Annotated in this window: 21 protein-coding genes and 3 tRNA genes; 12 read left to right on the forward strand and 12 right to left on the reverse strand. The window is 61.7% G+C overall.

Annotation, left to right across the window (positions count from 1 at the left end; translation table 11 throughout):
* The 3 genes from HCZ87_RS11390 to ilvN all read left to right on the forward strand — a co-directional run.
* Positions 1-149: LuxR C-terminal-related transcriptional regulator (locus HCZ87_RS11390; RefSeq protein WP_167643882.1), on the forward strand; the 149-nt coding region annotated here is incomplete at its 5' end.
* A gap of 530 nt (positions 150-679) precedes the next feature.
* Complete coding sequence (locus HCZ87_RS11395) at positions 680-2,431, forward strand: acetolactate synthase 3 large subunit (RefSeq protein WP_167643883.1); 1,752 nt, start codon at positions 680-682, stop codon at positions 2,429-2,431.
* A 74-nt stretch (positions 2,432-2,505) separates the two neighbouring features.
* A complete protein-coding gene (gene ilvN, locus HCZ87_RS11400; protein WP_167643884.1) occupies positions 2,506-3,066 on the forward strand; it encodes an acetolactate synthase small subunit in 561 nt (186 codons plus the stop codon).
* Between the two features lie 142 nt (positions 3,067-3,208).
* Here ilvN and HCZ87_RS11405 read toward each other — a convergent pair whose 3' ends face one another.
* On the reverse strand, positions 3,209-3,511 hold the full coding sequence (locus tag HCZ87_RS11405) for a hypothetical protein (RefSeq protein ID WP_254868611.1): 303 nt from the start codon (positions 3,509-3,511) through the stop codon (positions 3,209-3,211).
* A gap of 326 nt (positions 3,512-3,837) precedes the next feature.
* Here HCZ87_RS11405 and HCZ87_RS11410 point away from each other — a divergent pair, with 326 nt between their 5' ends.
* Positions 3,838-4,638 carry a helix-turn-helix domain-containing protein gene (locus HCZ87_RS11410; protein ID WP_167643886.1) on the forward strand — a complete coding sequence of 267 codons (801 nt, stop codon included), beginning with the start codon at positions 3,838-3,840 and terminating at the stop codon, positions 4,636-4,638.
* 11 nt (positions 4,639-4,649) lie between these two features.
* Here the strand turns inward: HCZ87_RS11410 and HCZ87_RS11415 are convergent, their stop codons facing one another.
* From HCZ87_RS11415 to HCZ87_RS11435, 5 genes are all read right to left on the reverse strand, one after another.
* A complete protein-coding gene (locus HCZ87_RS11415; protein ID WP_254868612.1) occupies positions 4,650-5,450 on the reverse strand; it encodes a DUF2189 domain-containing protein in 801 nt (266 codons plus the stop codon).
* A gap of 379 nt (positions 5,451-5,829) precedes the next feature.
* Positions 5,830-6,957 carry a peptide chain release factor 2 gene (gene prfB / locus HCZ87_RS11420; protein WP_167643887.1) on the reverse strand — a complete coding sequence of 376 codons (1,128 nt, stop codon included), beginning with the start codon at positions 6,955-6,957 and terminating at the stop codon, positions 5,830-5,832.
* 113 nt (positions 6,958-7,070) lie between these two features.
* Positions 7,071-9,578 carry a PBP1A family penicillin-binding protein gene (locus HCZ87_RS11425; protein WP_167643888.1) on the reverse strand — a complete coding sequence of 836 codons (2,508 nt, stop codon included), beginning with the start codon at positions 9,576-9,578 and terminating at the stop codon, positions 7,071-7,073.
* Positions 9,579-9,845: 267 nt separating this feature from the next.
* Positions 9,846-11,072, reverse strand: a complete 1,227-nt coding sequence (locus HCZ87_RS11430) for an N-acetylmuramoyl-L-alanine amidase (protein WP_167643889.1) — start codon at positions 11,070-11,072, stop codon at positions 9,846-9,848.
* Positions 11,072-12,217 (reverse strand): pyridoxal phosphate-dependent aminotransferase, encoded by a 1,146-nt coding sequence (locus HCZ87_RS11435; RefSeq protein WP_167643890.1) that lies wholly within the window; start codon positions 12,215-12,217, stop codon positions 11,072-11,074. Before HCZ87_RS11435 ends, HCZ87_RS11430 begins: the two co-directional genes overlap by 1 nt.
* Between HCZ87_RS11435 and HCZ87_RS11440 the strand changes: the two genes are divergently transcribed.
* Both HCZ87_RS11440 and HCZ87_RS11445 read left to right on the forward strand, forming a co-directional pair.
* The gene (locus HCZ87_RS11440; RefSeq protein ID WP_167643891.1) at positions 12,216-13,664 is read left to right on the forward strand and encodes a M48 family metalloprotease; all 1,449 of its coding nucleotides are present in this window, start codon (positions 12,216-12,218) and stop codon (positions 13,662-13,664) included. The two genes, HCZ87_RS11435 and HCZ87_RS11440, sit on opposite strands and share 2 nt — an antisense overlap.
* Complete coding sequence (locus HCZ87_RS11445) at positions 13,661-14,425, forward strand: DsbA family protein (RefSeq protein ID WP_167643892.1); 765 nt, start codon at positions 13,661-13,663, stop codon at positions 14,423-14,425. The genes HCZ87_RS11440 and HCZ87_RS11445 overlap by 4 nt, the downstream gene beginning before the upstream one ends.
* Before the next feature lie 70 nt (positions 14,426-14,495).
* On the opposite strand, the gene ispG is transcribed toward HCZ87_RS11445, so the two are convergent.
* The 3 genes from ispG to hemA form a co-directional block, all read right to left on the reverse strand.
* Positions 14,496-15,623 carry a flavodoxin-dependent (E)-4-hydroxy-3-methylbut-2-enyl-diphosphate synthase gene (gene ispG, locus HCZ87_RS11450; RefSeq protein ID WP_167643893.1) on the reverse strand — a complete coding sequence of 376 codons (1,128 nt, stop codon included), beginning with the start codon at positions 15,621-15,623 and terminating at the stop codon, positions 14,496-14,498.
* Between the two features lie 141 nt (positions 15,624-15,764).
* The gene (locus tag HCZ87_RS11455; protein WP_167643894.1) at positions 15,765-16,982 is read right to left on the reverse strand and encodes a helix-turn-helix domain-containing protein; all 1,218 of its coding nucleotides are present in this window, start codon (positions 16,980-16,982) and stop codon (positions 15,765-15,767) included.
* 128 nt (positions 16,983-17,110) lie between these two features.
* The gene (hemA, locus tag HCZ87_RS11460) at positions 17,111-18,334 is read right to left on the reverse strand and encodes a 5-aminolevulinate synthase (protein WP_167643895.1); all 1,224 of its coding nucleotides are present in this window, start codon (positions 18,332-18,334) and stop codon (positions 17,111-17,113) included.
* Positions 18,335-18,817: 483 nt separating this feature from the next.
* Here hemA and HCZ87_RS11465 point away from each other — a divergent pair, with 483 nt between their 5' ends.
* Positions 18,818-20,209 (forward strand): M20/M25/M40 family metallo-hydrolase, encoded by a 1,392-nt coding sequence (locus HCZ87_RS11465; RefSeq protein ID WP_167643896.1) that lies wholly within the window; start codon positions 18,818-18,820, stop codon positions 20,207-20,209.
* A 57-nt stretch (positions 20,210-20,266) separates the two neighbouring features.
* Here the strand turns inward: HCZ87_RS11465 and HCZ87_RS11470 are convergent, their stop codons facing one another.
* Complete coding sequence (locus HCZ87_RS11470; RefSeq protein ID WP_167643897.1) at positions 20,267-21,151, reverse strand: glycosyltransferase family 2 protein; 885 nt, start codon at positions 21,149-21,151, stop codon at positions 20,267-20,269.
* A gap of 193 nt (positions 21,152-21,344) precedes the next feature.
* On the opposite strand from HCZ87_RS11470, the gene HCZ87_RS11475 reads away from it, so the two are divergent.
* Positions 21,345-21,995, forward strand: coding sequence for a hypothetical protein (locus HCZ87_RS11475; protein WP_167643898.1), 651 nt, complete (start codon positions 21,345-21,347; stop codon positions 21,993-21,995).
* A 181-nt stretch (positions 21,996-22,176) separates the two neighbouring features.
* On the opposite strand, the gene HCZ87_RS11480 is transcribed toward HCZ87_RS11475, so the two are convergent.
* Positions 22,177-22,253: transfer RNA gene (locus HCZ87_RS11480), tRNA-Asp, on the reverse strand.
* Between the two features lie 80 nt (positions 22,254-22,333).
* A tRNA-Asp gene (locus HCZ87_RS11485) sits at positions 22,334-22,410 on the reverse strand.
* A 266-nt stretch (positions 22,411-22,676) separates the two neighbouring features.
* On the opposite strand from HCZ87_RS11485, the gene HCZ87_RS11490 reads away from it, so the two are divergent.
* From HCZ87_RS11490 to HCZ87_RS21325, 4 genes are all read left to right on the forward strand, one after another.
* Entirely contained in the window at positions 22,677-23,252 is a 576-nt protein-coding gene (locus HCZ87_RS11490; protein ID WP_175582237.1) for a histidine phosphatase family protein, read from the forward strand.
* Between the two features lie 99 nt (positions 23,253-23,351).
* Positions 23,352-23,427, forward strand: a tRNA-Val gene (locus HCZ87_RS11495).
* Between the two features lie 295 nt (positions 23,428-23,722).
* Positions 23,723-24,475, forward strand: coding sequence for a GTPase RsgA (gene rsgA / locus HCZ87_RS11500; protein ID WP_368484116.1), 753 nt, complete (start codon positions 23,723-23,725; stop codon positions 24,473-24,475).
* A 43-nt stretch (positions 24,476-24,518) separates the two neighbouring features.
* On the forward strand, positions 24,519-24,797 hold the full coding sequence (locus HCZ87_RS21325) for a hypothetical protein (protein WP_368484117.1): 279 nt from the start codon (positions 24,519-24,521) through the stop codon (positions 24,795-24,797).
* Positions 24,798-25,493: the final 696 nt, after the last annotated feature.

Here is a 25,493-nt window from a genome sequence, read left to right on the forward strand (position 1 = left end):
GCGTGGCGCTGGCGCTGGATATCTCGGTGCGCACGGTGGAACCCCACCGCAAGACCATCAAGCGCAAGCTGGGCCTTTCCTCCACCGCCGGCCTCACCCGCTATGCGCTGGAACATGGCGTGCTCCAGGGCACCGGCCGCGGCATCTGAGCCCGCCGACAGCGGCGCGCCCCAACATGCCGGTAGCACTCCCGCCCGTCGGCTGTTCGCCCAAGGCGAACGCCTCCCGTTGGGCCCGGCGCCGGGCTCACGCCCGGCGCGCGCGTGCCGCACCGCAAAGGAGCAGCCCAGCTTCATCTTTTCTCAAATATCCCGGAGCGCGAGGCAGAGCCTCGCATCCTGCATGCCCAACGCGCGCCAACGACAGAGATTACCCAAACACCGCAATCCCTTCCCATAAATGTCGCCAAACAGCTCCTTTTGGAAATAAAACATCCGAAACCCGGAAAATATCTGCCCTTTTGCGGTTGACGCCCCCGTTTGACGCCAATAATGTCCCTCGCAACGCATGATGGAGACCTCGAACAATGGCGAAGCTAGTCGTAATTGTAGGACACACGCGCATGGGCCGGTGACGGTTGACCATACTCAGACCCATGCGCCTCCGATCCAGAAAATCGGGGGCTTTTTTATGCGGGTATCGACCCGAAAAGACGATGTCGTGAACTGGAGCAAAGCAGATGACACGTGAGATGACCGGCGCAAAAATGGTGGTTCAAGCCCTCAAGGATCAGGGCGTGGACACGGTATTCGGCTACCCCGGCGGCGCTGTGCTACCCATTTACGATGAAATCTTCTTGCAAAATGACATTCGCCACATCCTGGTCCGTCACGAGCAAGGCGCGGTGCATGCCGCCGAGGGCTATGCCCGCTCCACTGGCAAGCCCGGCGTTGTTCTGGTGACCTCCGGTCCCGGTGCCACCAATGCGGTGACCGGGCTGACGGATGCGCTGCTGGATTCCATTCCGCTGGTGGTTCTGACCGGCCAGGTGCCGACCTTCATGATAGGCTCGGATGCCTTTCAGGAGGCCGATACCGTTGGCATCACCCGCCCCTGCACCAAGCACAACTGGCTGGTGAAGGATACCGACAAGCTCGCCGCGACCATCCACGAGGCCTTCCACGTTGCCACCTCAGGCCGCCCCGGCCCGGTGCTGATCGACGTGCCTAAGGATGTGCAATTTGCCACTGGCACCTATCAGCCGGCAAAACCCTCGGCCTCGCATTACCAGCCGCCGGTCAAGGGCGATATGGAAGAGATCACTGAACTGGTAGCCGCGATCGAAGCCGCCGAACGGCCCGTGTTTTATACCGGCGGTGGGGTGATCAACTCAGGCCCCGGCGCCAGCCAGCTCCTGCGCGAGTTGGTAGAGGCCACCGGCTTTCCGATCACCTCCACCCTGATGGGGCTCGGCGCCTATCCGGCATCCGGCAAGCAATGGCTGGGCATGCTCGGGATGCACGGGCTTTATGAAGCCAATATGGCGATGCATGATTGCGATCTGATGATCAACATCGGCGCGCGCTTTGACGACCGGATCACCGGGCGCATCGACGCCTTCTCGCCCAACTCGACCAAGGCGCATATCGACATCGACCCCTCCTCGATCAACAAGGTGATCCGGGTCGATATCCCGATCGTTGGCGACGTCGGCCATGTGCTGGAAGACATCCTGAAGGTCTGGAAGAGCCGCGGTCGCAAGACAAACACCGAGGCCCTGGCGAAATGGCAGGCGCAGATCGACGACTGGCGCAAGGTCAAATGCCTGACCTACACGCCCTCCGCAACCACGATCAAACCGCAATACGCGCTGGAACGGCTTGAGGCGCTGACCAAGGGCATGGATCGCTATATCACCACCGAAGTGGGCCAGCACCAGATGTGGGCCGCGCAATTCCTGGGCTTTGAAGACCCGAACCGCTGGATGACCTCTGGCGGCCTTGGCACCATGGGCTATGGCACGCCGGCCTCGATCGGGGTGCAGATCGCCCACCCGGATGCGCTGGTTGTGAATGTGGCGGGCGAAGCCTCCTGGCTGATGAACATGCAGGAAATGGGCACCGCGACACAGTATCGCCTGCCGGTGAAACAGTTCATCCTGAACAACGAGCGTCTCGGCATGGTGCGCCAGTGGCAGGAGCTTCTGCACGGCGAACGCTACTCGCATTCCTGGTCCGAAGCGCTGCCAGACTTTGTCAAACTCGCCGAGGCCTTTGGCGCCAAGGGGATCATCTGCTCTGATTCCAAGGACCTGGACGACGCGATCATGGAGATGATCAACCACGATGGACCGGTGATCTTCGACTGCCTGGTGGAAAAACACGAAAACTGCTTCCCGATGATCCCCTCGGGCAAAGCCCACAACGAGATGCTCCTGGGCGATGCCGACACACAGGGCGCAATCCAGGCCGGCGGCGCAGTGCTGGTGTAACAAATTTCTTCCAAGAAATTTGCCCGGAAAATTCGAATTTTCCGGGCAGCGAGAGACGATAGAAAGGGACATAAATGTCTGCCCTAAACATCAAAAAAGGCTCCACCCGGCACTCCGCCTATAACCTGCGGCCCAACTTCTCGGATGTGGAAGAACGCCATACCATCACGGTTCTGGTGGAAAACGAACCCGGCGTGCTGGCCCGTGTCATCGGGCTCTTTGCGGGGCGCGGCTATAACATCGACAGCCTCACCGTCGCCGAAGTGGATCACACCGGCCACCTTAGCCGGATCACCATTGTCACTACCGGCACACCGCAGGTGATTGAACAGATCAAGGCGCAGCTTGGCCGTATCGTGCCCGTGCATGAGGTCACCGACCTCACCGTCGCCGGCCCCTTCGTGGAGCGAGAACTGGCAATCGTCAAAGTGGTCAGCGATGGCGAAAAACGGGTCGAAGCGCTGCGGCTGGCGGATATCTTCCGCGCCAAGGTCGTGGACAGCACCCTTGGTAGCTTCATCTTTGAGCTGACTGGCTCGCCGGACAAGATCGACGCCTTCGCCGATCTGATGCGCCCCCTCGGCCTGACCAAGATCGCCCGCACCGGCGTTGCCGCCCTGCTGCGCGGCGATTGACGCGAAGCCCCACGGCCTTTGGCGCTGGCGCGAAAGCGCTGCCCAAAGGCTAGACCTGCAAAAGCGCACCAATTTGGTGCGCTTTTTCGTTTTAGTTATTTCCGAACAGGTCAATGAGGCCGCAACTGGCGCAGCCCGGGCCTCAGGCGCGAAGCCGTTCGGGGAAGGGCAGGATCGTTGCGCTTTCCTGATCGCCCCCAGAGAGCGCCAGCGCGTAGCCCTTGCCCTGCCGTGCAATGCTTTTTCGCCCCGGCATACGCTTGGCGTCGCGGCTTTCTGGTCGCGACAAAACGGTTACATCCGCTCCGACATGGCTATCGGTTTCGCCTCCGGCGCGCGGCTCCGCCCGCAAGGCATCCGCCAGGTCACCATGGCTCTCCACGTCAATCACCAGCATATTCTGAGCGATGCGCAGGCTACCTTCGTGATGGACCTCGAATTCCACGAGATCTCCCTTGCACGGTGACACCACGCCCGAGACTTCCTCCACTTGCCGATAGTAGGCCAGATCTTTTTGGTCCTCACACCAAATAACGGCCTTACTCTTGGCAGCGTCTGTCCAAACGACAACTCCGATCATAGCGGACCCCTCAATTGCCTGTCTCTATTCTGCGTCAGAATCGCATTTTCAAACATCCCAAACTGCGGATTTGCCAATTGCAATTTGTGTCGGCATTGATACGATACAGCGTCAGTTATTTTCAGTTTGAAGCTAAATAGCGTCTCGGCATGACGCTACTTCGTGTCACAGCTTGTGTTTTGGAGACCCCGATGCCAAAGCCCACCAGATCTCCGGCAGAATTGCGAACCGTTTTTGGCGACAATCTGCGCCGCCTCTCCCGCGACTACCCTTCCATCTCAGAGCTGTCGCGCCGCCTTGGCATCAACCGCACGCAATTCAATCGCTACCTCTCCGGCGAGAGCTTCCCCCGGCCCGATATCCTGGATCGGATTTGCACCTTCTTTGACGTTGACGCCCGGATCCTGCTTGAACCTGTCAGCCAGCTGGAAAAATCACAGGGGCTTGTCATCCACAGCCCTTACCTGAAAGATTTCTTTGACACCGGCATCACCCGCGTCACCGAAGAGGTCTTCCCCACCGGTTTTTACCGCTTCACCCGCCGCAGCTTTGTCAGCGACCAGAGTTTCGTGGTTGGCATCGTCTTTGTGCAGCGGATCGACGGCGTCACCTATGTCAAAGGCTACGAGCCCCGCGCCGGGATGCGGTTTCAGGGGCTGTCGACCTCGGGGCTGACGCGCGAGTATCGCGGCTATATGACCTGCCACGAGGATGGCGTGGCCTTTGTGCTCAGCCGCCGCAATACCCTGACGTATTCGTTCAACTATCTGGCCCGGGTCTCGGCCGCCGAAAACAGCCTTTGGACCGGCTATGTCGCCCGCACCATTCGCGAGAGCGAAGGCGGCGAGCGCGTGCTGCGCATGGTCTATGAATACCTCGGCAAGGATGTCAAACGCGCCATCGCGGTGGCACGGGCATGCGGCTTTACCACCGAACCCGACATCGTCCCCTTTCAAAAACGCCTGCTACAGCTCGACACGCCTTTCCGCTGACGGCAAAGCGATCAGGTCACGCGGATCAGCCGGTAGAGATGCCAACTGGAATGCCCCAGCCAGGGCAGCACAATCAGCAGGCCCAAAAAGCCCGGCAAGAGCGCCAGAAACGTCAGACCCGCCACAAAGCCGGCCCAGGCGATCATTCGCAGCGGATTGGCCTGCACATAGCTGAAGCTGGCAATCATCGCGGTGACAAAATCAATCTCGCGATCCAGCAGGAGCGGCAGGCCGAGAACCGTGATCATATAGATCAGCAGCGCAAACAGCGCGCCCACGACCGTGCCCACCAGCAGCATCATAAGCCCCTGTTCGGTCAGGAAAACATCCGTGGAGCTGGACACATTGACCATCGGCATATGGCCCAGAAACAGCGCAAAGATCATATGGCCCAGAAAGAACCAGAACAGAAACACCACCACGATGATGGCGCAGATTGACGGCAACTGCCGGCGGCTTTGCTCAAAGATCACGCCAAAGATCCGCCCCGCATCCAGCCGTCGCCCCTGCTCCAGCCGATGCGACACCTCATATAGGCCCACCGCCGCAAAGGGCCCGATCAGCGGAAAGCCGATCGCCGCCAGCACCAGCCAATAGCTGGTTTCCGTCTGGATCGTGACCCAGATCATTAGCCAGCCCACCAGCACGTAAAATCCCGAAAAAATAAGCCCAAACAGTGGCTTGGCGCGAAAATCCCGCCAGCCCGCCCGCAGGGCATCTATCAATACGCCGCCCGTCATCGGGCGCAGCTCCGGCACCCCTCGCGGGCGCTCGCTCATCGTGGCACCTGTCTCGATGCTGCTGCCTGTCATCTGTCTTCTCGCCCTCCCCGGCGTTTTTTCGGCCGCTCCTCCAGCCGCATTCCAGATCCCGGATGCAGCCTGCCCCATTCCCCGACGACGGGCGCTCACGGGTGTCGCAGACCCATAGAGATCTACAGACGATGATAGATCGGCATCCGCCCCCCTGCAATCTTCGTCATTCGACTGGATTTTTGTGACAAGGCAACCACATCGCGACGGCCCGCGGCAGGCGCCGCAGCTGGCCCGGAGGGGCAGCTGCGCCACGCCCAACGCCGAAAGGGCATCTGTTGATGCCCGCATCGGGGGCGGGAGCGCTCCCCTCCTGCGACGAGAATTTTGTTAAATTAGCCGGTCCACGATCACGAAACGGACATGCCGCGCTGCGGGATCAGCCCTCGCCCTGCGCGTCGGCGCGGCTTTTGCCGGCGACTTTCATCGCGAGGGTTGCGGCCATGAACCCGTCAAGATCGCCATCCAGCACGCCTTTGGTGTCGGAAGTCTCGTGGCTGGTGCGCAGGTCCTTCACCATCTGATAGGGCTGCAACACATAGGAGCGGATCTGGTTGCCCCAACCGGCGTCGCCCTTGGCTTCATGGGCGGCGTTGATATCGGCGTTGCGACGGTCCAGCTCCTGTTGATAGAGCCGCGATTTCAGCGCCTTCATGGCGATGTCGCGGTTCTGGTGCTGGGACTTTTCCGAACTGGTCACCACGATGCCGGTCGGGATGTGGGTGATCCGCACCGCCGAGTCGGTGGTGTTCACGTGCTGACCGCCCGCCCCGGAGGAGCGATAGGTGTCGATGCGGATATCGGCGGGGGTCACCTCGATCTCGATATTGTCATCCACCACCGGATAGACCCAGACCGAGCTGAACGAGGTATGCCGCTTTGCCGCCGAATCATAGGGCGAGATCCGCACCAGCCGGTGCACGCCGCTTTCGGATTTCAGCCAGCCATAGGCATTGTGGCCGGTGATCTTATAGGCGGCGGATTTGATGCCCGCCTCTTCGCCCGCCGTTTCCGATTGCAGCTCGACCTTATAGCCCTTTTTCTCGGCCCAGCGGACATACATCCGCGCCAGCATGGAAGCCCAGTCGCAGCTCTCGGTGCCACCGGCGCCGGAGTTGATCTCAAGGAAGGTGCCATTGCTGTCGGCCTCGCCGTCCAACAGCGCTTCCAGCTCCTTCTCGGCGGCTTTTTCCTTCAGCGTCTTCAGGGCCGCTTCGGCATCCGCAATGACCTCTGCGTCCTCTTCCATCTCGCCCAGCTCGATGAGTTCGATATTGTCGGCAAGATCCTGTTTGATGCTCTTGTAGGTGTCGATGGAATCCACAAGCGACTGGCGCTCGCGCATCAGTTTCTGCGCTGCCTCCGGGTCATCCCACAGGTTGGGATCCTCGACCCGGGCGTTGAATTCCTCCAGCCGGAATTCAGCCGTTTCCCAATTCATCCGCTGCGCCAGAAGCTCCAGCGACTTCTCGATATCGGCCACGATGTTCTGGGTTTCGGCGCGCATGCTGGGATCCTTGAAAACTGGTTTGAGACTGGGTGATAGCGCAGCCCAAAGGCCACGACAAGAGCACGGGCGGTCAGGTTGCCCTGCCGCCGCCCGTGCAATCCATCCTGCGCCTAGTAGAGCCCGCCAGAGCTGACGTCGCCGAATGTGGCCTTTGGGCCAAGCACGGCGGTGCCGCCGCTGGAGGTGGTGACCTGACGGCCCGACTCGGTCACTTCCTCGATGAGCGGCAGATCAGAGCCCATGCCAAAGCCGCCATCATAGGTCAGGCCAAAGATCGGCTCTTCGCCGTCGCGGAAATATTCCGCCACCACATAGGCGCCGCTGGCGTCATTGGGCAGGCGCGCACCGGTGTAGCGGTCGATCTTGATGAAATGCCCGCCGGGGGGCACCTCAAACGGGCCGCCGCCGAATTTTTCGGTCGCCTTGGTCATGAATTGCTGGAACACCGGCCCACAAAGGGTGCCGCCATAGCCGCGCCCCCCCTTCATCGGGCGGGGGTTGTCATAGCCGATATAGCAGCCCGCGACGATATTGGAGGTAAAGCCCACGAACCAGGCGTCACGCGCGTCGTTACTGGTGCCGGTCTTGCCTGCCGTGGGCACCGGCAGGTTGACCACACTGGAGGCGGTGCCGCGATCCACCACGCCGCGCATCATCGAGGTGAGCTGATAGGCGGTGATCGGGTCCATCACCTGCTCGCGGTTGCTGATGATCCGGGGGGCCTGCCCTGACGCAAGATCGGTCACCGTACAGTCAACGCAATCGCGTTCGTCATGGCGGTAGATGGTATTGCCAAAACGGTCCTGCACCCGGTCCACCAGCGTCGGCTCCAGCCGCTCGCCGCCATTGGCAAACATCGCATAGGCGGTGACCATCTTGTAAAGCGTGGTTTCCTCCGCCCCCAGCGAGTTGGCGAGGAAGGTGCCCATGTTGTCATAAACGCCAAAACGCTCGGCGTAGCCTGCAACCACCGGCATGCCGACCTCTTGTGCCAGACGGATGGTCATCAGGTTCCGCGACATCTCGATGCCGGTGCGCAGCGGCGTCGGGCCATAGAATTTATGGCTGGAGTTCTTGGGCCGCCAGACGCCCTGCGGCGTGTTGATCTCGATCGGCGCGTCGATCACGATGGTGGCCGGGCTGAAGCCGCTGTCCAGCGCGGCGGCATAGACAAAGGGTTTAAAGCTCGACCCCGGCTGACGCTGCGCCTGGGTGGCGCGGTTAAAGACCGAATCCTGATAGGAAAAGCCGCCCTGCATCGCCAGAACCCGGCCGGAGTTCACATCCATCGCGACAAAGCCGCCCTGCACTTCGGGCACCTGGCGCACGGACCAATGGTCCAGCGCATCGCCCTTGCGGACCGCCATCGCATAGATCACATCGCCGACGCTGAAATTGTCCCTGAAGTTGCCCTTCATCCATTTGATGTCCGCACGCGGGACCGTGCCGGTGCCGCTGACGCTCTCGATGCCGAGGGTCAGCGCGTTGTCCTCCACCTTCAGCACCACGGCAGGCAGCCAGGCGCCATCCATGGTGATGATATCGCGCGAGACCTTGGCCTCGCTCAGCGCCGCGCGCCAGCTGTCTTCATCGGCCAGCGCCTCGCTTGGCAGGGTGATGCCGGTGCCGCGCCATTTCTGCGTGGAGCGGTCGAATTTCTCCAGCCCGTTGCGCAGCGCCAGCGCCGCCTCGCGCTGCATTTCCTCGTCGATGGTGGCGCGCACGGTAAAGCCGCCGGTAAAGAACTCGCCCTCGCCAAAATCGCCTGACAGCTGGCGGCGAATCTCGTCGGTAAAATAGTCCCGCGGCGGCAGCGCGGTGCGGAAGGCCTCGAAATCGCCATTCTGAACCGAGCGCAGCGGCTGGGCCACCTCGACGTTATAGACGTCTTCGGAGATATAGCCGTTTTCTTTCATCTCGCGCAGCACGTAGTTGCGCCGTTGCAGCAGGCGCTCCTTGTTGCGCACCGGGTGGAAATCCGACGGCGCTTTGGGCATCGAGGCCAGGGTGGCGGCCTCATGCGGGGCCAGCTCGCCCAGGGTCTTGTTGAAATAGGTCTGCGCCGCCGCGGTCACGCCATAGGAGTTCTGGCCAAGGAAAATCTCGTTCAGATAAAGCTCCAGGATCTTGTCCTTGGAAAGCGAATCCTCCAGCCGGGTGGCGAGGATGATCTCCTTGATCTTGCGCTCGGCCCGGCGATCCCCTGACAGCAGGAAGTTCTTCATCACCTGCTGGGTGATGGTCGAGGCACCGCGCACGTTCTTGCCGCGCGATTTCACCGCATCAATGGCCGCCGCCACCATGCCACGCGCGTCATAGCCGGCGTGGTTATAGAAATTCTTGTCCTCGGCCGAGATAAACGCCTGTTTCACCAGATCGGGAATTTCATCCGAGGGGGTGAACAGGCGGCGTTCTTTGGCGAATTCGTCGATCAGCTGCCCCTCGCCGGAATAGATCCGGCTGATCGTCGGCGGCTGGTATTGCGCCAGGGATTCATGGCTGGGCAGGTCGCGTCCGTAGACCCAGAAGATAGCACCGATGGACAGCGCCATAACCCCGATCCCCAGGGTGATGGTACTAAACAGAGCGCCAAAGATGGACAGAATAAACCTAAGCACAGTCGGGGCCTTTCTCGCACGATGCGCCCCTTATAGGGGCCAAGGTGACAAGGGTCAAAACGTGATCGGGCGGCGCGAGGGATCGCGCCACCGGGTGGAAGCCAGGGGGATTATACCAGATGCGCCAGAGGCTGTATCCTCAGAATTCACCGCTCCCCTGAGGCGGCAAAAAGCAGCGGAGCGCGTCGGGCGCAAGGGGGAATGCGCGGAGATCATGCGCATCAGTGATCACTTCTTGCTCAGATCGTGCCCGAATGTCGTGGCAATTTACTGCCGCACCAGGGCACGGCGCGCCACATCGGCCTCGCGCCATTCAAGCAGGCCCTGAAGGATTCCCTGCGCCGCCCTGGCCCGCCAGTCGGGATCGTTCAGCAGCTCCAGGTCGCGCGGGCTCGACATAAAGCCGAGCTCGATCAGGATCGACGGGATATCGGCGGATTTCAGCACGGAAAACCCGGCAGAGCGCAGCGGGCGGCGGTTCACCGGGCCGCCCCCCTCCATCAGCGCCTCGATCACCGATTGCGCCAGCGCGGTGCTGCGCGGATGGGTTTCCTGCCGCGCCAGATCCAGCAGCACATCGGTCACCACGTCATCGGCGCCGCTCAGATCGCTGCCCGACAGCAGATCGCCCCGGTCGTGGCGCTCTGCCAGCTTGGCGGAGGCCACATCGGAGGCGTCCTTTGACAGCGTATAGACCACGGTGCCATGGGCCATGCCTTCGCTCACCGAATCCGCGTGCAGCGAGATAAACAGATCCGCGCCCTGCTGATGCGCCATGGCAATGCGCCGCTCCAGCGATACGAAATAATCTCCCTCGCGGGTCAGCAGCACCTCAAAGGCGCCGGAGCGCACCAAACGTTCGCCCAGATCATAGGCAAAGCTCAGCATCAGGTCCTTTTCCGCGATGCCGCCGTCGGCTTCGGCACCGGGATCCAACCCGCCGTGGCCCGGGTCCAGCATCACCACCAGGGGCGCGTCACTGTCCTTTCGCGGGCGGGCCAGCAGTTCGGCGGGTTCGGGCAGGTCCAGTCGCGGATCATACGGCGCCCCGGCCTCGGCGGTGAACGCATCGGCGCTGGTGGGCTCCAGCACCACCTTCAGCGCGGCCTCGGCGGTAACGCTGTCGATGTCCAGTGCCGCCGAGCGAAGCCGCATCGGCGTCGCCAGCTCCAGCACCAGCCGCGACCAGCCGGGCACATAGCTGCCATAGCGGATATCGCTGATCTGTTCGGCGCCGGTAAAGGCCTCCTTGCGCAGGCCGGTCCAGTCCACCTCCTGGAAATCCAGCACCACCCGGCGCGGCTCATCCAGGGTGAAGGCGCGGTAAGGCACCCCTTGGCTCAATCCCAGCTCCAGGGTCAGCGCGCGGCCCGATTGCGCCAGCCTGCTCTGCTCCGGCAGGACGCGCGCGCGGGCGGTGAAGCCCTGCTGCGCGGCGGCTGCAATCGGCGTCAGCAGCAGCGCAAGCGCGGTCAGGATCGCGGTCAGGCGCATCAGCCGCGCCCCTTCATAAATGTCTTGAGCCGCGCCAGCCCTTCCTCGATATCAGCGGTGGCGCGCGCATAGGAGAACCGCAGCGTGGTGGCCCCGCGCAGGGGGTCGAAATCCAGCCCCGGCGTCACCGCAACGCCAGCCTTTTCAAGGATTTCGGCGGCGAAGCTCAGGCTGTCCGTGGTCAGATCAGAGACATCCGCATAGACATAGAACGCGCCATCGGGCGGCGCGATCTTGCTAAAGCCCGCCTGCGGCAGCCCTTTCAGCATCAGCTGGCGGTTCTTGGCATAGACCGCCAGATTGCCCTCCAGCTCCTCGCGGCAGTCGATCGCCGCCAGGGCCGCCACCTGACTGGCATGCGGGGCGCAGATGAACATGTTTTGGGCGATGCGCTCGATGGTGCGGATGTGATCCTCCGGCACCACCATCCACCCCACCCGCCAGCCGGTCATGGAGAAATATTTCGAGAAGGAGTTGATGACATAGGCCTGATCGGAAATCTCCAGCGCCGTCACCGCCTTCGCCTCATATTCCAGCCCGTGATAGATCTCGTCGGAGATAAAGCTCGCGCCCTCCTCCTCGGCGGCCTGCATCAGGCTGGCCAGCGCGGGCTTGTCGAGCATGGTACCGGTGGGGTTGGCGGGGCTGGCGACCATCAGGCCAGCGAGGTTCTGCCCCCGCAGATCCGCCGCCACCGGCTGCAAGCGATTGTCGGCGCTGGTCTCGATATCCACCGGCTGCATGCCAAGGGCGCTCAGGATTTGCCGATAGGACGGATAGCCCGGCGCGCCGATGCCGACCCGGTCGCCGCTGTCAAAGAGCGAGGTAAAGCTGAGGATGAAAGCCCCCGAAGAGCCCGGCGTCACCACCACCCGTTCCGGGTTCAGATCGACATTATACCATTCGCCATAGAGCTGCGCGATGCGGCGGCGCAGCGCCGGAAGACCCAGCGCCACGGTATAGCCCATGGCGTCCTGATCCAGCGCCTGCGCCAGCGCGCGGCGCGCACCTGAAGGCGCGCCGGTCGAGGGCTGGCCGACCTCCATGTGGATGATGTGGCGACCCTGTTCCTCGGCTTTGCGGGCGGCCTCCATCACATCCATCACAATGAAGGGATCGACTTTCGAGCGGCTTGAGTTTCGCATGCTGATCTCCCATGGTGCGGCCATGAGTTTTGACCGCGTATTGCCTCCGGCGTCAATCCCGGGCGCCCGTATCTGGCCGTTTCTTTGCCGCGCGGTCCGCGCGCTGTTTTTGCGTGGGCAGGTGCTGGGCGCGGCGCTGCTCCTGAGCTGCGGCCTGCCGCCCCTGATGGCCGAGGCCCAGTCGATCCGGCTGCTGCGCGATGCGGATATCGAACATGGGCTGTCGGAACTCTCCGCGCCGATTCTGCGCGCCGCCGGGCTGAACCCGCGTCGGGTGCGGATTCTGGTGGTGGATGACAGCGGATTTAACGCCTTTGTGATCGACCAGCGGGCGATTTTTGTGAACTACGGCCTGATCCTCAAGGCAGAAACGCCCGAGATGTTGCAGGCGGTGCTGGCCCATGAGGCCGCCCATATCGCCAATGGCCATATCGGACGGCGCACGCCGAATATGCGCTCGGCCAATACCGCCGCCGGCTTTGGCGCCGCGCTGGGGCTGCTGGCCGCCGCCGCTGGCGCAGGCGAGGCCGCAGCTGGCATCGCCATCGGCACGCAATCCTCAGCGCTGCGCGGGTTTCTGTCCCATACCCGCGCCGAGGAATCCTCGGCGGATCGTTCCGCGCTGAGCTTTTTGACCCGTGCTGGGATCAACCCGCAGGGCATGGTCGATGTGCATAAGCTCTTTGCCGGGCAAGAGGTGCTGAGCGCCGCGCATCAGGATCCCTATATGCGCTCGCACCCCTTGAGCCGCGACCGCGTCCGTGCCGCCGAGGCCTATGTGGCCAGCCTCAAGGACGCGCCCGCGCCCGACCCCGAAGCCGCCTATTGGCTGGATCGTATCAAGGGCAAGCTCTCGGCCTTTACCCGCGCGCCGAGCTGGACCAAGCGGCGACTGAAGGCGGAACCCCACAGCGACGTGAAACTGATGCGCAGCGCGATTGCGGCGCATCGCCAGAACCAGTTTTCGCACGCGCAAAAGGACATGCAGGCGCTGCTGGCAGCACGTCCGAATGACGCCTATTATCACGAGCTCTGGGGCCAGATCCTCTATGAAAACCGGCGTTGGTCGGCGGCGGTTTCCGCATATGCCACCGCCGCGCGTCTGGCGCCGAAAGAGCCGCTGATCCTTGCCAGCCTCGGGCGCGCGCAACTGGCGGCGGGTGATCCGCGCAGGGCGCTGAAGACGATGGAACAGGCCCGCAGCCTTGATTTTCGCAATGCGGGCTTGCTGCGGGACATGTCGCTGGCCTATGCCCAGACCAAACAGCCCGGACTGGCGGCGCTGGTCACTGCCGAACGCTACGCCCTGCAAGGCCGGCTGAAGGACGCTGGCCCCCATGCCAAACGCGCCACGCAGGCCCTGCCCAATGGCTCTCCGGCCTGGCGGCGGGCGCAGGATGTGCTGATTGCATTTGAACAAGACGAGAAAAGAAGGAACAAGAAATGACAGCCCTGACACGTATGGCCGGTGTTGCCGCCTGCGCGCTGACGCTCTCCGCCCCGGCGGGCCGGGCGCTGGATCTGAGCGCCATGTCCGCAACGGAAAAAGACGCCTTTGGCGACGCGGTGCGCAGCTATCTGCTGGAAAACCCCGAAGTGATCCTCGAAGCGGTGGATCTGCTGGAACAGCAACAGCAACAGGCCGAAGCCGCCCGCGATGACGCGCTGGTGGAGGCAAATATGCAGGAGTTGCAGGATGATGGCTATTCCTGGGTCGGCGGCAACCCGGATGGCGATATCACCCTGGTGGAGTTCATGGACTATCGCTGTGGCTACTGCCGCCGCGCCGCACCGGAAATCGAGGCCCTGCTGCAAAGCGACAAGAACATTCGCCTGGTGGTGAAGGAATTCCCGATCCTGGGCGAAGCCTCGGTGATCTCGGCCCGCTTTGCGCTGGCCGCGCGGCTGGTTGCCGGGGACGACGCCTATGAGGAGATCCACAACGCGCTGATCGCCCTGCCCAGCGAGCCCAACGAGGTCGCCCTGCGCCGCCTTGCCCAGGGGATGTCGCTGGATGCTGACGCGATCCTGGCCAAGATGGAGGACCCTGCGGTCACCGAACAATTGCAGCGCACACGGGCGCTGGCGCAGACCCTGTCGATTTCCGGCACGCCGACCTTTGTGCTGGAAGGTGAAATGCTGCGCGGCTATCTGCCTGCCGATCAGATGCGGATCATGATCGAAGAGATCCGCGACCAGCGCAGCTGAGCATGTGCATCGTGGGGGCGCTGCCCCCACACCCCCGGGATATTTGGGAAAAGATGAAAGAGACACGGGGTTATTCAGCCGCGTCCTGAGCCGCTTGCGCGTCGAGCGCGGCGGCTTTTTTCTCGACCTCCTCGACGATGTGTTCGACCATCTCATCGTTGGACATCTTGTGGCTGGCCTTGCCCGCCAGATAGACCATGCCAGAGCCGGCACCGCCGCCGGTGAAGCCGACATCGGTCATCAGCGCTTCGCCCGGACCGTTGACCACGCAGCCGATGATGGAGAGGCTCATCGGCGTCTTGATGTGCTCGAGCCGGCGCTCCAGCGTTTCCACCGTCTTGATCACATCAAAGCCTTGCCGCGCACAGCTGGGGCAGGAGATGATATTGACGCCGCGATGGCGCAACCCGAGGGATTTCAGGATCTCAAAGCCGACCTTGACCTCTTCGACCGGATCGGCGGAGAGGCTGACGCGCAGCGTGTCGCCGATGCCCATCCACAGAAGCTGCCCCAGGCCAATCGCCGATTTGATGGTGCCGGACATCAGCCCGCCCGCCTCGGTGATGCCGAGGTGGATCGGCGCGTCGGTGGCCTCGGCCAACATCTGATAGGCGGCAGCGGACATAAAGACATCGGAGGCTTTGACCGAGATCTTGAATTCGTGGAAATCATGGTCTTGCAGGATCTTGATGTGATCGAGACCGGATTCCAGCATCGCATCGGGACAGGGTTCGCCGTATTTGTCCAGCAGGTGCTTTTCCAGGCTGCCCGCGTTCACCCCGATGCGGATCGAGCAATTGTGGTCGCGCGCGGCATTGATCACCTCTTTGACGCGCTGTTCGTTGCCGATATTGCCCGGGTTGATCCGCAGGCAGGCGGCCCCGGCTTCGGCGGCCTCGATGCCGCGTTTATAGTGGAAATGGATGTCGGCTACGATAGGGACCGGGCTTTCGCGCACGATCTCTTTCAGCGCCTTGGCGGAGTCCTCGTCCGGGACCGACACGCGCACGATATCGGCGCCCGCATCCGCGGCAGCCTGCACCTGGGCGATGGTACCTTTGATGTCGGTGGTCAGCGTGTTGGTCATCGTCTGGACCGCAATCGGGGCGTCGCCCCCCACCGGCACATTGCCCACCATGATCTGGCGGCTCTTGCGGCGGTCGATATTGCGCCAGGGTCGGATCGGGTTATGGGACATGGTCTGCCTCGTCCTGGATGTCGCGCGTAGGTGCTGCGCCCTCAATACGACGACGCCCCGGAGCCTGCAATGGCTGTCCGGGGCGTTGAAAAAACCGTGATCGGATCACGGGGGCCGATACGCCCCGAGTTCGAGTGGGCGTTACTCTGTCGGTATCGCCGGTTGCAGTTCTTCGGCGCGCAGCTGGGCCACCATTGTGGCCAGCGCGGAGTTCTGATCGTCCTGAAGATCGGCGAGCTGGAACCGCTCTTGCAGGGCGGAGGGCGAGAGCTCTACGTTCTTGGTGACCTGACCGCGGCCACCGACCGGGCCGTAATGTTGACCATTGACCGCAAAATAGATGGCGCTGCTTTCGCCGGTGCGCAGGAGCGGCGCATCGTCAGAGAGCGGCACCTCGTAGCTTTGGCCCGGCTCCATGATCGTCTCGAAGATCACCGATCCATCGGCTGTCTTAACCTGCACCCAAGAGGGGTGAACCGCCAGCATTTCGACAGAAGGCGCACTGGGTTTCAGCACTTGCGGCACCTGCGCATCCGGGTTGGCCTGGGCGGGCAAGGCCGCATCCGCCAGCATCAGCGTCGGCGCAGAGGCGCCCGCGAAATTACCCTGACCGCGGGGGTCCAGCGTTGAAATCGGCGCATCCCGGGCCACCAGAACCGGCACATCCAGCGCCTCGGGGCGGTAGAGACGGTCCAGCGCCTGAGCGGCGGGATCTTCGGTCGTGGCGGCAGAGATCAAGGCGGCGCTGGCCAGCGGATCGAGTTCGGCGAGCACCTCGGGGGTTTGTTCAACCGGGGCAAAGGTCACCTGCTGCACCTCGTGCAGCACCTTCCAGCCGCCATAGCCCAGCCCGCCGATCACCGCGCAGAGCACCAGCAAAGAGCCGATGGCGCGCGGTTCAACCTGGCTCAGCAGCCCTTCGGCCACTGGCACAAAGGGGGTGCTGGTGCGGGCAAAAGCCTCGCTGCCCAATCCGGTGCTGGTGACGGTCGGCTGATCCTGACGCTTGCGCACCGATGCCTCGGAAGACATGCCATGGGCGACGGAAAAGCCGCTTTCGGCGCAGAAGGCATCAAATGCCCGCTCGGGATCCATGTTCAGATAGCGCGCATAAGAGCGCACGTAGCCTGCGATGAAGCCTGGGGTGTCAAACACCGAAGGATCGCAGTTTTCGATGGCGTCGATGTAGGATGCCTTGATGCGCAGTTCACGTTGCACATCAAGCAGGGACTTGCCCATGGTGGCGCGTTCACCGCGCATCATGTCACCGAGTCGCAGCTCGAAGTCGTCAAAGCCGCGCGGCGGCTGTGACGTATCTGTACGCGCCTTGGCGCCACGCTGCGTGAGGCGCCCGATCATGCCTGCTGTCCCATCAGTACCTGCCGTTTTGCGACATCACCGCTGTACGAACCGATTCCCGATTCGTCAGCACTGTTTCATTGATGAAAGGATAACACGAAATGATTTAAGGAACACTTAGTAGTCGCTCATCCGGCCAATTCGGCGCGATTTAGCGCACAATGCGACCACAGACTATCCATTGCACGCACCAGATGTTCCATTTCCCCCGAACCATGCACCGGCGAGGGTGTAAAGCGGAGCCGCTCGGTGCCGCGCGGCACGGTGGGGAAGTTGATCGGCTGCACGTAAATGCCATAGTCCGCCAGCAACATGTCCGACAGTTTCTTGGTGTGGACCGGGTTGCCGACGATCACCGGCACGATATGGCTGCCATGGTCGATGATGGGCAGGCCCATCATCTTCAGCCGGGTTTTCAGATAGCGCGCCTGCTCCTGGTGCTTGTCGCGCAGCTCTTGCGCGACCTTCAGGTGGCGCACGGAGGCCGCCGCGCCGGCCGCAAGCGCAGGTGCAAGCGAGGTGGTGAAGATAAACCCTGGCGCATAGGAGCGGATCGCGTCGCACATCTTTTCCGAAGCCGCGATATAGCCGCCCATGACACCGTAGGCCTTGGCCAGGGTGCCATTGATGATGTCGATCCGATCCGCGAGGTTGTCACGCTCGGCCACACCGCCGCCACGCGGGCCATACATGCCCACCGCGTGCACCTCGTCGAGATAGGTCAGCGCGTTGAATTCTTCGGCCAGATCGCAGATTTCGGCGATGGGGCCAAAATCACCATCCATCGAATAGATGCTCTCAAAGGCGATCAGCTTGGGCGCGGCAGGATCATCCGCCGCCAGCAGCTCGCGCAGATGGGCCACGTCATTGTGGCGGAAAATGCGTTTGGCGCCGCCATTGCGCCGCACGCCTTCGATCATCGAGGCATGGTTCAGCGCGTCGGAATAGATGATCAGACCCGGCAGCAACTTCGGCAGGGTCGAAAGAGTCGCATCATTGGCGATATAGGCGGAGGTAAACAGCAGCGCCGCTTCCTTGCCGTGGAGATCGGCCAGCTCGGATTCCAGCTCTTTGTGATAGACGGTGGTGCCGGAGATATTGCGGGTACCGCCAGAGCCGGCGCCGGTCGCATCAATCGCCTCGCGCATCGCCCTCAGCACAATCGGGTTCTGGCCCATGCCGAGGTAGTCGTTGCCACACCAGACCGTGATGTCCTGCTCGCTGCCGTCAGGCCGGGTCCAGACCGCGTGAGGATACTTGCCGCGCTTGCGCTCGATATCGATAAAGGTCCGATAGCGGCCTTCCTCGTGAAGGCGTTCGATCGCTGCGTCGAGTTGTGCGGTATAGTCCACCGGCATCTCCATAGCTGTCTGTCGTGCCCCCAACCACAGAGGCCGCATTTCATTGCTGTACCGGCGCCCTGTTGCAAGGGTCAACCCCGGGGCGCGCCCCGCGGCTTTTATCCGGCACCATATTCCTGCACAACGTGATAGAGTGTCACGGGGGCATGATCCTTGATACAGGTCAAATAAACCTTTCAGCCGGTTCTAGAACCATTCTGATTTCCGGGCAAGCGCGGGCACGCGCAACCCTGCCCTGCAATTGTGGTCTGGCTAAAGGCCTCGCGCCGGATTGTAGCGGATCGGAAACCTTTCATTCATGCCGCCACGCCAATAAGTTAGCCAGCTTTGGCCAGATTTGACGCGCTCTCTGGTCCTTGCCCAAATGCGCTGCTAGGCTCCGGCCCGAGTCCACAGCCTGTGCCGGCTCTGGGGCGACACCCAGATGCGCCCCATGTCGGCGCCGGTCAGGATGCCACAGCCCAGGAGTACTAGATGTCCCTCACCCCCGTCCTTGAAAAAATCGATTCCGATCTCTCCGCCGCCACCGATCGGCTGCTGGATCTGCTGCGGATCCAGTCGATCTCCACCGATCCGGCCTATAAAGAGCAGTGCGACGCCGCCGCCGACTGGCTGGTGAAGGATCTGAACTCGATCGGCATCAAGGCTGAAAAACGCCCCACGCCCGGCCATCCGATGGTGGTCGGCCATGTCGGGGACGAGACCGCAAAGGGCCCGCATCTGCTGTTTTACGGCCATTATGATGTGCAGCCGGTGGATCCGCTGAACCTCTGGACCACGCCGCCGTTTGAACCGCAGCTGGAAGAGACACCAAATGGCACCGTGATCCGGGGGCGCGGCTCTTCGGATGACAAGGGCCAGCTGATGACCTTTGTCGAGGCCTGCCGGGCCTGGCAATCCGTGCATGGCAGCCTGCCCTGCCGCATCACGTTCTTCTTTGAAGGCGAAGAAGAGAGCGGCTCGCCCTCGCTCATTCCCTTCCTTGAGGCCGCAAAGGAAGAGCTCTCGGCCGATATCGCGCTGATCTGCGACACCTCCATGGTATCGCGCGGCGTGCCCTCGGTTGCCTCGCAGCTGCGTGGCATGATGAAGGATGAATTCACCCTCAAAGGCCCCAAAATCGACCTGCATTCCGGCCACTATGGCGGCCCCGCGCGCAACCCGCTGCGCGAGATCTCCAAGCTGATCGCCAGCTTCCATGATGACGACACCGGCGCCGTTGCGGTTGAGGGGTTCTACGAGGGCGTCCACGAGGTGCCCGCCGACATCCTGCGGCAATGGCAGGGCTGCGGCTTTGACGAGGCGGATTATCTGGCCAATGCCGGCATGACCGAGGCCCATGGCGAAAAAGCCTATTCGACGCTGGAACAGCAATGGGCGCGCCCGACGCTGGAGATCAACGGGCTCTGGGGCGGATATCAGGGGGCCGGCACCAAGACGGTGATCCCGGCAGAGGCCCATTGCAAGATCACCTGCCGCCTGGTTGGCGATATGGATCCCCTCGCGCTGCGCAAGAAGATCCGCAAACACGTCGAAGACCGCCTGCCCTCTGATTGCACGGTGGAATGGGATCTCGATCTTGATGGTTCGCCGGCTTATGTGATCGACACCACCCGCCCCGAGTTCGAGGCCGCACGCGGCGCGCTGACGGCGGAATGGGATCGCGAGGCGGTGTTCTCCGGCATGGGCGGCTCGATCCCGGTGGCGGGCTATTTCAAATCCATCCTGGGCATGGATGCGATGTTGATCGGCTTTGCCAATGAGGATGACGCCATCCACTCGCCAAACGAGAAATACGACCTGGAGAGCTTCCACAAGGGGATCCGCTCCTGGGCACGTGTTCTGGACGCGCTGTCAAAGACCTGACCGTGACCTCTCGCCTGTCGCTGATGCGGCAGGCGGGGACCGCCCTGGCAGCGGCGCTCAGGCCTGATCCGCGCCAATGAAGCGCTCCGGCAGATGATAGACCTGCGGGTAATCCGGCCTGTCAAAATGCCAGAGGTTGTTTTTCCGGGGACGCCAGCTTTTGTGCATGGCGGCGCGTATAGGGCTGAGGTCAAACACCGCCTCCACCGGGGCAGCCTCGAAGGCGGCAAAGGTCTCCTCATCCCGGCGATTTTCGGCAAACCATGCAGGATTGGTGCGCACTTGTTCCCCTCCAGCCACCGCCTTCTGCGCCTCGATCATCGCGTTGCGACGGTTCAGCGTGTCCACGAACAGGTCGAAATCGCAGTATTTCATATGAAACAGATAGAGGAACTCCGGCAGGTTCAGCCTGTCGTATTCACTATAATGCCCACCGCGCGCCAGATGCGCGTTGCGTGACAGGATGCAGGGCTTGGCGTAGTGCAGATCCACCCGCACATGACGCCGCGGGCCAAGGATGCCCTCCTCGATGCTGTCGCTCTCGCGGTCGCGCATATGCAGAACCTCCATCCCCATGGCGGAATAGACGGTCCGCACCGGCGCCGTCTCCAGCCAGCTGCGCAGGTTCATGCCGCTGGCCGGATCGACCACGATGAACTCGTCCACGTCACAAACGATCACATGCCGATACCATTGCCGCAGCGCGTTCTTCAGGTGGTTCTTGGTGCGCCAATGCAGCATGGTGAACTTGCTGGTCTCGATCGCCGGGATCGGAAAAATGGTGCATCCTTCGGCAAGCTCGCGCACCGCATCCTCGTCGCCGTGGCTGATAATATAGAGGTTGCGCCGCCCGAACAGCCCACCGTAATAGGCGATGAAGCGTTTCAGGAAATAGAGATCGTCGCGGACAATCGTTACAACGGCAAAGTCACTTTGAATCATAGCTTTGGTCTTTGGAAAAACATCCACGCCCGTCTATCGCAATAAGGTTGTGTCAGGCCAGTGCAAATCTCCCCGAAGACGAAGCCACTCGAATTTTATTTGCATCGTACCGAATAGAACCCGCCACTGCCGTGTTTTCCCTACATCGACACAGCAAAACGCCAGTTTCAGCCTGGTGCAGACGGAGAAAGACATGACGATCAAGATTGCAGGCAAAAATTTTCCCGATACGATTGAAGAATTCATCGACGACAAGACCCACTTCACGGCCGCATTCCTCAAGTTTCTCAAACGATCCGCGGCTGAGGAAAACCTGCTCTTCGTGCTGCAAAACCGGCGCAAAGCCGAGCCCAAGGCGCTCTATGATATGTTTATCGCACCGGGGTCGCGACTGGAGGTGAATATCTCCTCCGACCTGCGAAGCCGCATGGTTGCACGCGCCAAGACGAACGACTTTTCCCGCAGCAACTGGAACAAAGATCTGCTGGAAACGGAAAGAGAAATGGTTCGCATCATGGATACGAACTATTCCACCAGCTTTCCGAAATCTATGGAATACCTAAAGGTCGTGGAGTCCTCGATCATCAAGTCGATCACCAAGACAACCCCGACCCTGCAATCCTACATCAAAGCCATGGCAAATAAGAACTTTTGCGATGACAAGAACCTGCTGACCTGCATCAAATACACTCGTTTCGCGGCCCTTTTGAACCGCAAAGCCCACCCCAAAGCCAGCGGCGTAGAGACCATCGCGAAAAAGGCCTATGAGCAACTTTTGAAAAAGCACAGCCTGAAGTTGATGAAATACAGCGAATGGCAAAAGACGGTGGTGAAGCTGCTCTAACACCATCTCCAGCCTCCTCAAGAAGCGCGCCCGTCCGACCAGACAGGCGCGTTTTTTAGTCCCGACTCGGCGCAGGATGGCGCCCGTTCTGGCAAACGGAAAACTGGCGCTCAAGGCAATGGCGCGCTGCGTGATATCCCGCAGGGGACAAGGCTGAGATGAAATTTGATGAGAGAAGAAGTGGCGCGGTTGACGGGGCTCGAACCCGCGACCCCCGGCGTGACAGGCCGGTACTCTAACCAGCTGAGCTACAACCGCGCGTATCATGCTGACCTTGGTCAACTCCCCGTCCGGGGCGGTCCTGATCCCTCTTGCGAGGGCCCCAGGCGGGGTGAAAGTGGCGCGGTTGACGGGGCTCGAACCCGCGACCCCCGGCGTGACAGGCCGGTACTCTAACCAACTGAGCTACAACCGCTTACTGCTTGATCCAGCATCGCTGCTGAACGTTGGGCTGTAATATTCTCAGGTCGCAGGGGGCGTCAAGCGCAGAAATGGTGATTTTGGCGCTTTCTTTGGAAAAAAATTCCGACAGAGGGATGGCCCCGAAACGGTTGGCGTTTTCCTGCCCCCTCCCCCTGCCCTCCGGCTTGCGCAGGGGCACGAAAGACGTAACCTTTGCCGTGGGCCGCCTCCGCGCCCAGCTCAGACAGCAACGCCCCCGGCGGAAAGAGACATGACAAAATGATGGATGCGCCGAAAATCTGGTTCCTGCGCCATGGTGAAACCGAATGGAACGCCGAGGGCCGCGTACAAGGTCAGCTGGAATCGGATCTGACGGCGCAGGGCATCGCCCATGCCCGGCGTCAGGCCGAAATCATGGCCCCCATCCTCGCGGCGCATCGCCCGCCCTGCCTTGTCTCGCCCCTGCGCCGTGCCCAGCATACCGCCCGCATTGCTCTGGGCGCGCGCGATTTTGTGACCGAGCCACGCCTGGCCGAGGTACACGCCGGGCAGTTCCAGGGGCTGACCCGCACCGATATTGCCGACCGCTTTCCCGAGATCCACCAACGGGTACAGACAAATCTCGGTCTGTTCTGCGCCGCCCCGGAGGGCGAGGGCTACGGCGCGTTCCAATCCCGGATCCTCGATCTTGTGAACCAGCTGGAAACCCCCACCGTTCTGGTCGCACACGGGCTGCTGGGCCAGGTTCTGCGCGGTCTCATTTGTGGGCTGGACTATGAAGACATGGCCGCGCTGCCCAACGAGCAGGGTTGCGTCTATGTGCTGGAGCGGGGTCGCGAGGAGGTGCTGCGCTGATCGCCCCGGGCTTTCCCGGCCAGACAGGTGATTTTTGTGAAAAAAGAGGTCGATCCCCTCTTGCGCTTTGCCGGCGTATTCACTAAATCCCCGCTCACCGGGTCGTTAGCTCAGTTGGTAGAGCGCTTCGTTTACACCGAAGATGTCGGGAGTTCGAGCCTCTCACGACCCACCATTTCTCCCCATATTTCATCTGCAAGATTGACCGTAGACAGGCATATTTCGTCGCGTTGCGCCGACAATAGCCTCTCGCGACTTGCGAGCGACAAGCCGTGCGTCTATAAATACCCAAACTCGTGGAGGTTTTATGACCTGGTAAAGTGGGGAGGCAAAGCGCCCTCCCGATGCAAAACCCGACCCGCAGACCGCAGCGCCAGAACAGCTGGCGCGCCAAGGGGAGTTTTGCTGTTGCCCCAACAACACTTTACAAAGCGGGACCGCCCGCGCATGGAACATGAAAGTTCACCACAATGACACGAGATTATTCAGGGTTCTTACCTTCCGCGGCATCGGGCCCAACGCCCAGACAAGGCCCCTCTCCGCTGGAGAAACTGGGCTGGAAGCCGTTTTTCAGCCAGCAGATCACCATCAATGACCTCGACCGGAAATCTCCCGCCCGGGTGACCGAAGTGCACCGAAGTGGCCTGCGTCTGCTTGGGGACGGGCTGGATACCACGCTTCCGCCCGGGCTGGATGCGACGGTTGGCGACTGGATTCTCTATGACCCGGACAGCCCGGCGCAAAGCACGCTTCTGCAGCGCAGCAGCCTGTTTGCCCGCCGCGCGCCCGGACATGATCGCCAGCGCCAGCTGATTGCGGCCAATGTGGACACCGTGTTCATCGTTTCCTCCTGCAACCACGACTTCAACGTCGCGCGGCTGGAGCGCTATATCGCGCTGGCGCTGGAAGCCGAGGCGACGCCGGTGATCCTGCTCACCAAGGCCGATATTTGCGAGGACCCCGCCAGCTATGTCGATGCCGCACGGGCCATCTCGGACCGGGTTCTGGTGGAGGCCCTGAACGCAAAGAGCGACGAGCCCCGCGCCAAGCTCGCCAGCTGGTGCAAACTGGGCCAGACCGTCGCCTTTCTCGGCTCCTCCGGGGTCGGCAAGACGACGCTGGTCAACGCGTTCTTCCCCAAAAATGTCGCAGAAACCGCCGCCATTCGCGAAGACGACAGCAAGGGGCGCCACGACCCGACGCCATCTGCATTTCACCGATGACGGCTGCGCGATCCTTGATACCCCCGGCATGCGAGAGCTTCAGATGACCGATGCCGAAGGAGGCATCGCCGCACTGTTTGACGATCTGGTCACCCTCGCGGCCAACTGTCGCTTTCGCGATTGCCAGCACGAAACAGAGCCCGGATGCGCCATTCGGCAGGCCCTGGATCAAGGCCAGATCGACGCCCCGCGCGTGGCCCGCTGGCGCAAACTGGCCGCAGAGGAACGCTTCAACTCCTCCACCCTCTCCGAGCGCAAAATGCAGGGCAAATCCCTGCGAAAGATGGTGAAGGCGAGCCAACAGAAGAAGAACCGGCGGTAAGCCAAGCAGACAGCACAGCACATGGCGCAGCGCCAATATGCTGCGCCATGATCGACCATCTCTACTCTGTCAGTGCAATCGGCATCGGCACCTGCGACGGCCCACAATGACGTGGCCCGCCGCGAGGTTTCGGAAAGCCGCCGTTCAGCAAGCGGTGGCGGCCCTGGCTGATGCTGCGGTCAGCACCATGGGCAGCGAAGCGCAGTTAGCGACATTTGCAAACTCGGGGCGGCCAGCCAGGCCCGAAGGCTTGACCCGGCCCTTAGGAGACATGTGACTAACGGTCCAGCGCTGCGCTGCAGCTTCACCAGAGCAGACCTTCATCAGCGGCGCATTCAGCAAGCCTGAGCCCGCCGCGGAGCGAGCTACTATAGATGGGACCAATCTCGAACAGAGCTTTTACTCGAACTTCAATTTTCTGACCCAGCATCCATTATGACATTTGGAGTGATTTTCTTATCCAAGAGGCCCACCTGCACGAGCGGCCAAGCAAGCCCGCAAGTGAATGAGAGGCAAGAAACTGCTAGTGCAAACGCCCAACAGATCTTCCAGCGCAATTGGGCGCTCCATGCCCTTTCAGCTATTCCGTGTTCTTTCTTAGACTGATCAATGAGTTCGTCGGGGGTAATCCCCCCGTTTCTGCGGGGACTTGGTCGTAGAATTTACGCGGCCGTTCTCAGTTTCTGGGCGGGGGTC

The organism is Phaeobacter sp. HF9A (assembly GCF_011806385.1).
Lineage (GTDB): Bacteria > Pseudomonadota > Alphaproteobacteria > Rhodobacterales > Rhodobacteraceae > Epibacterium.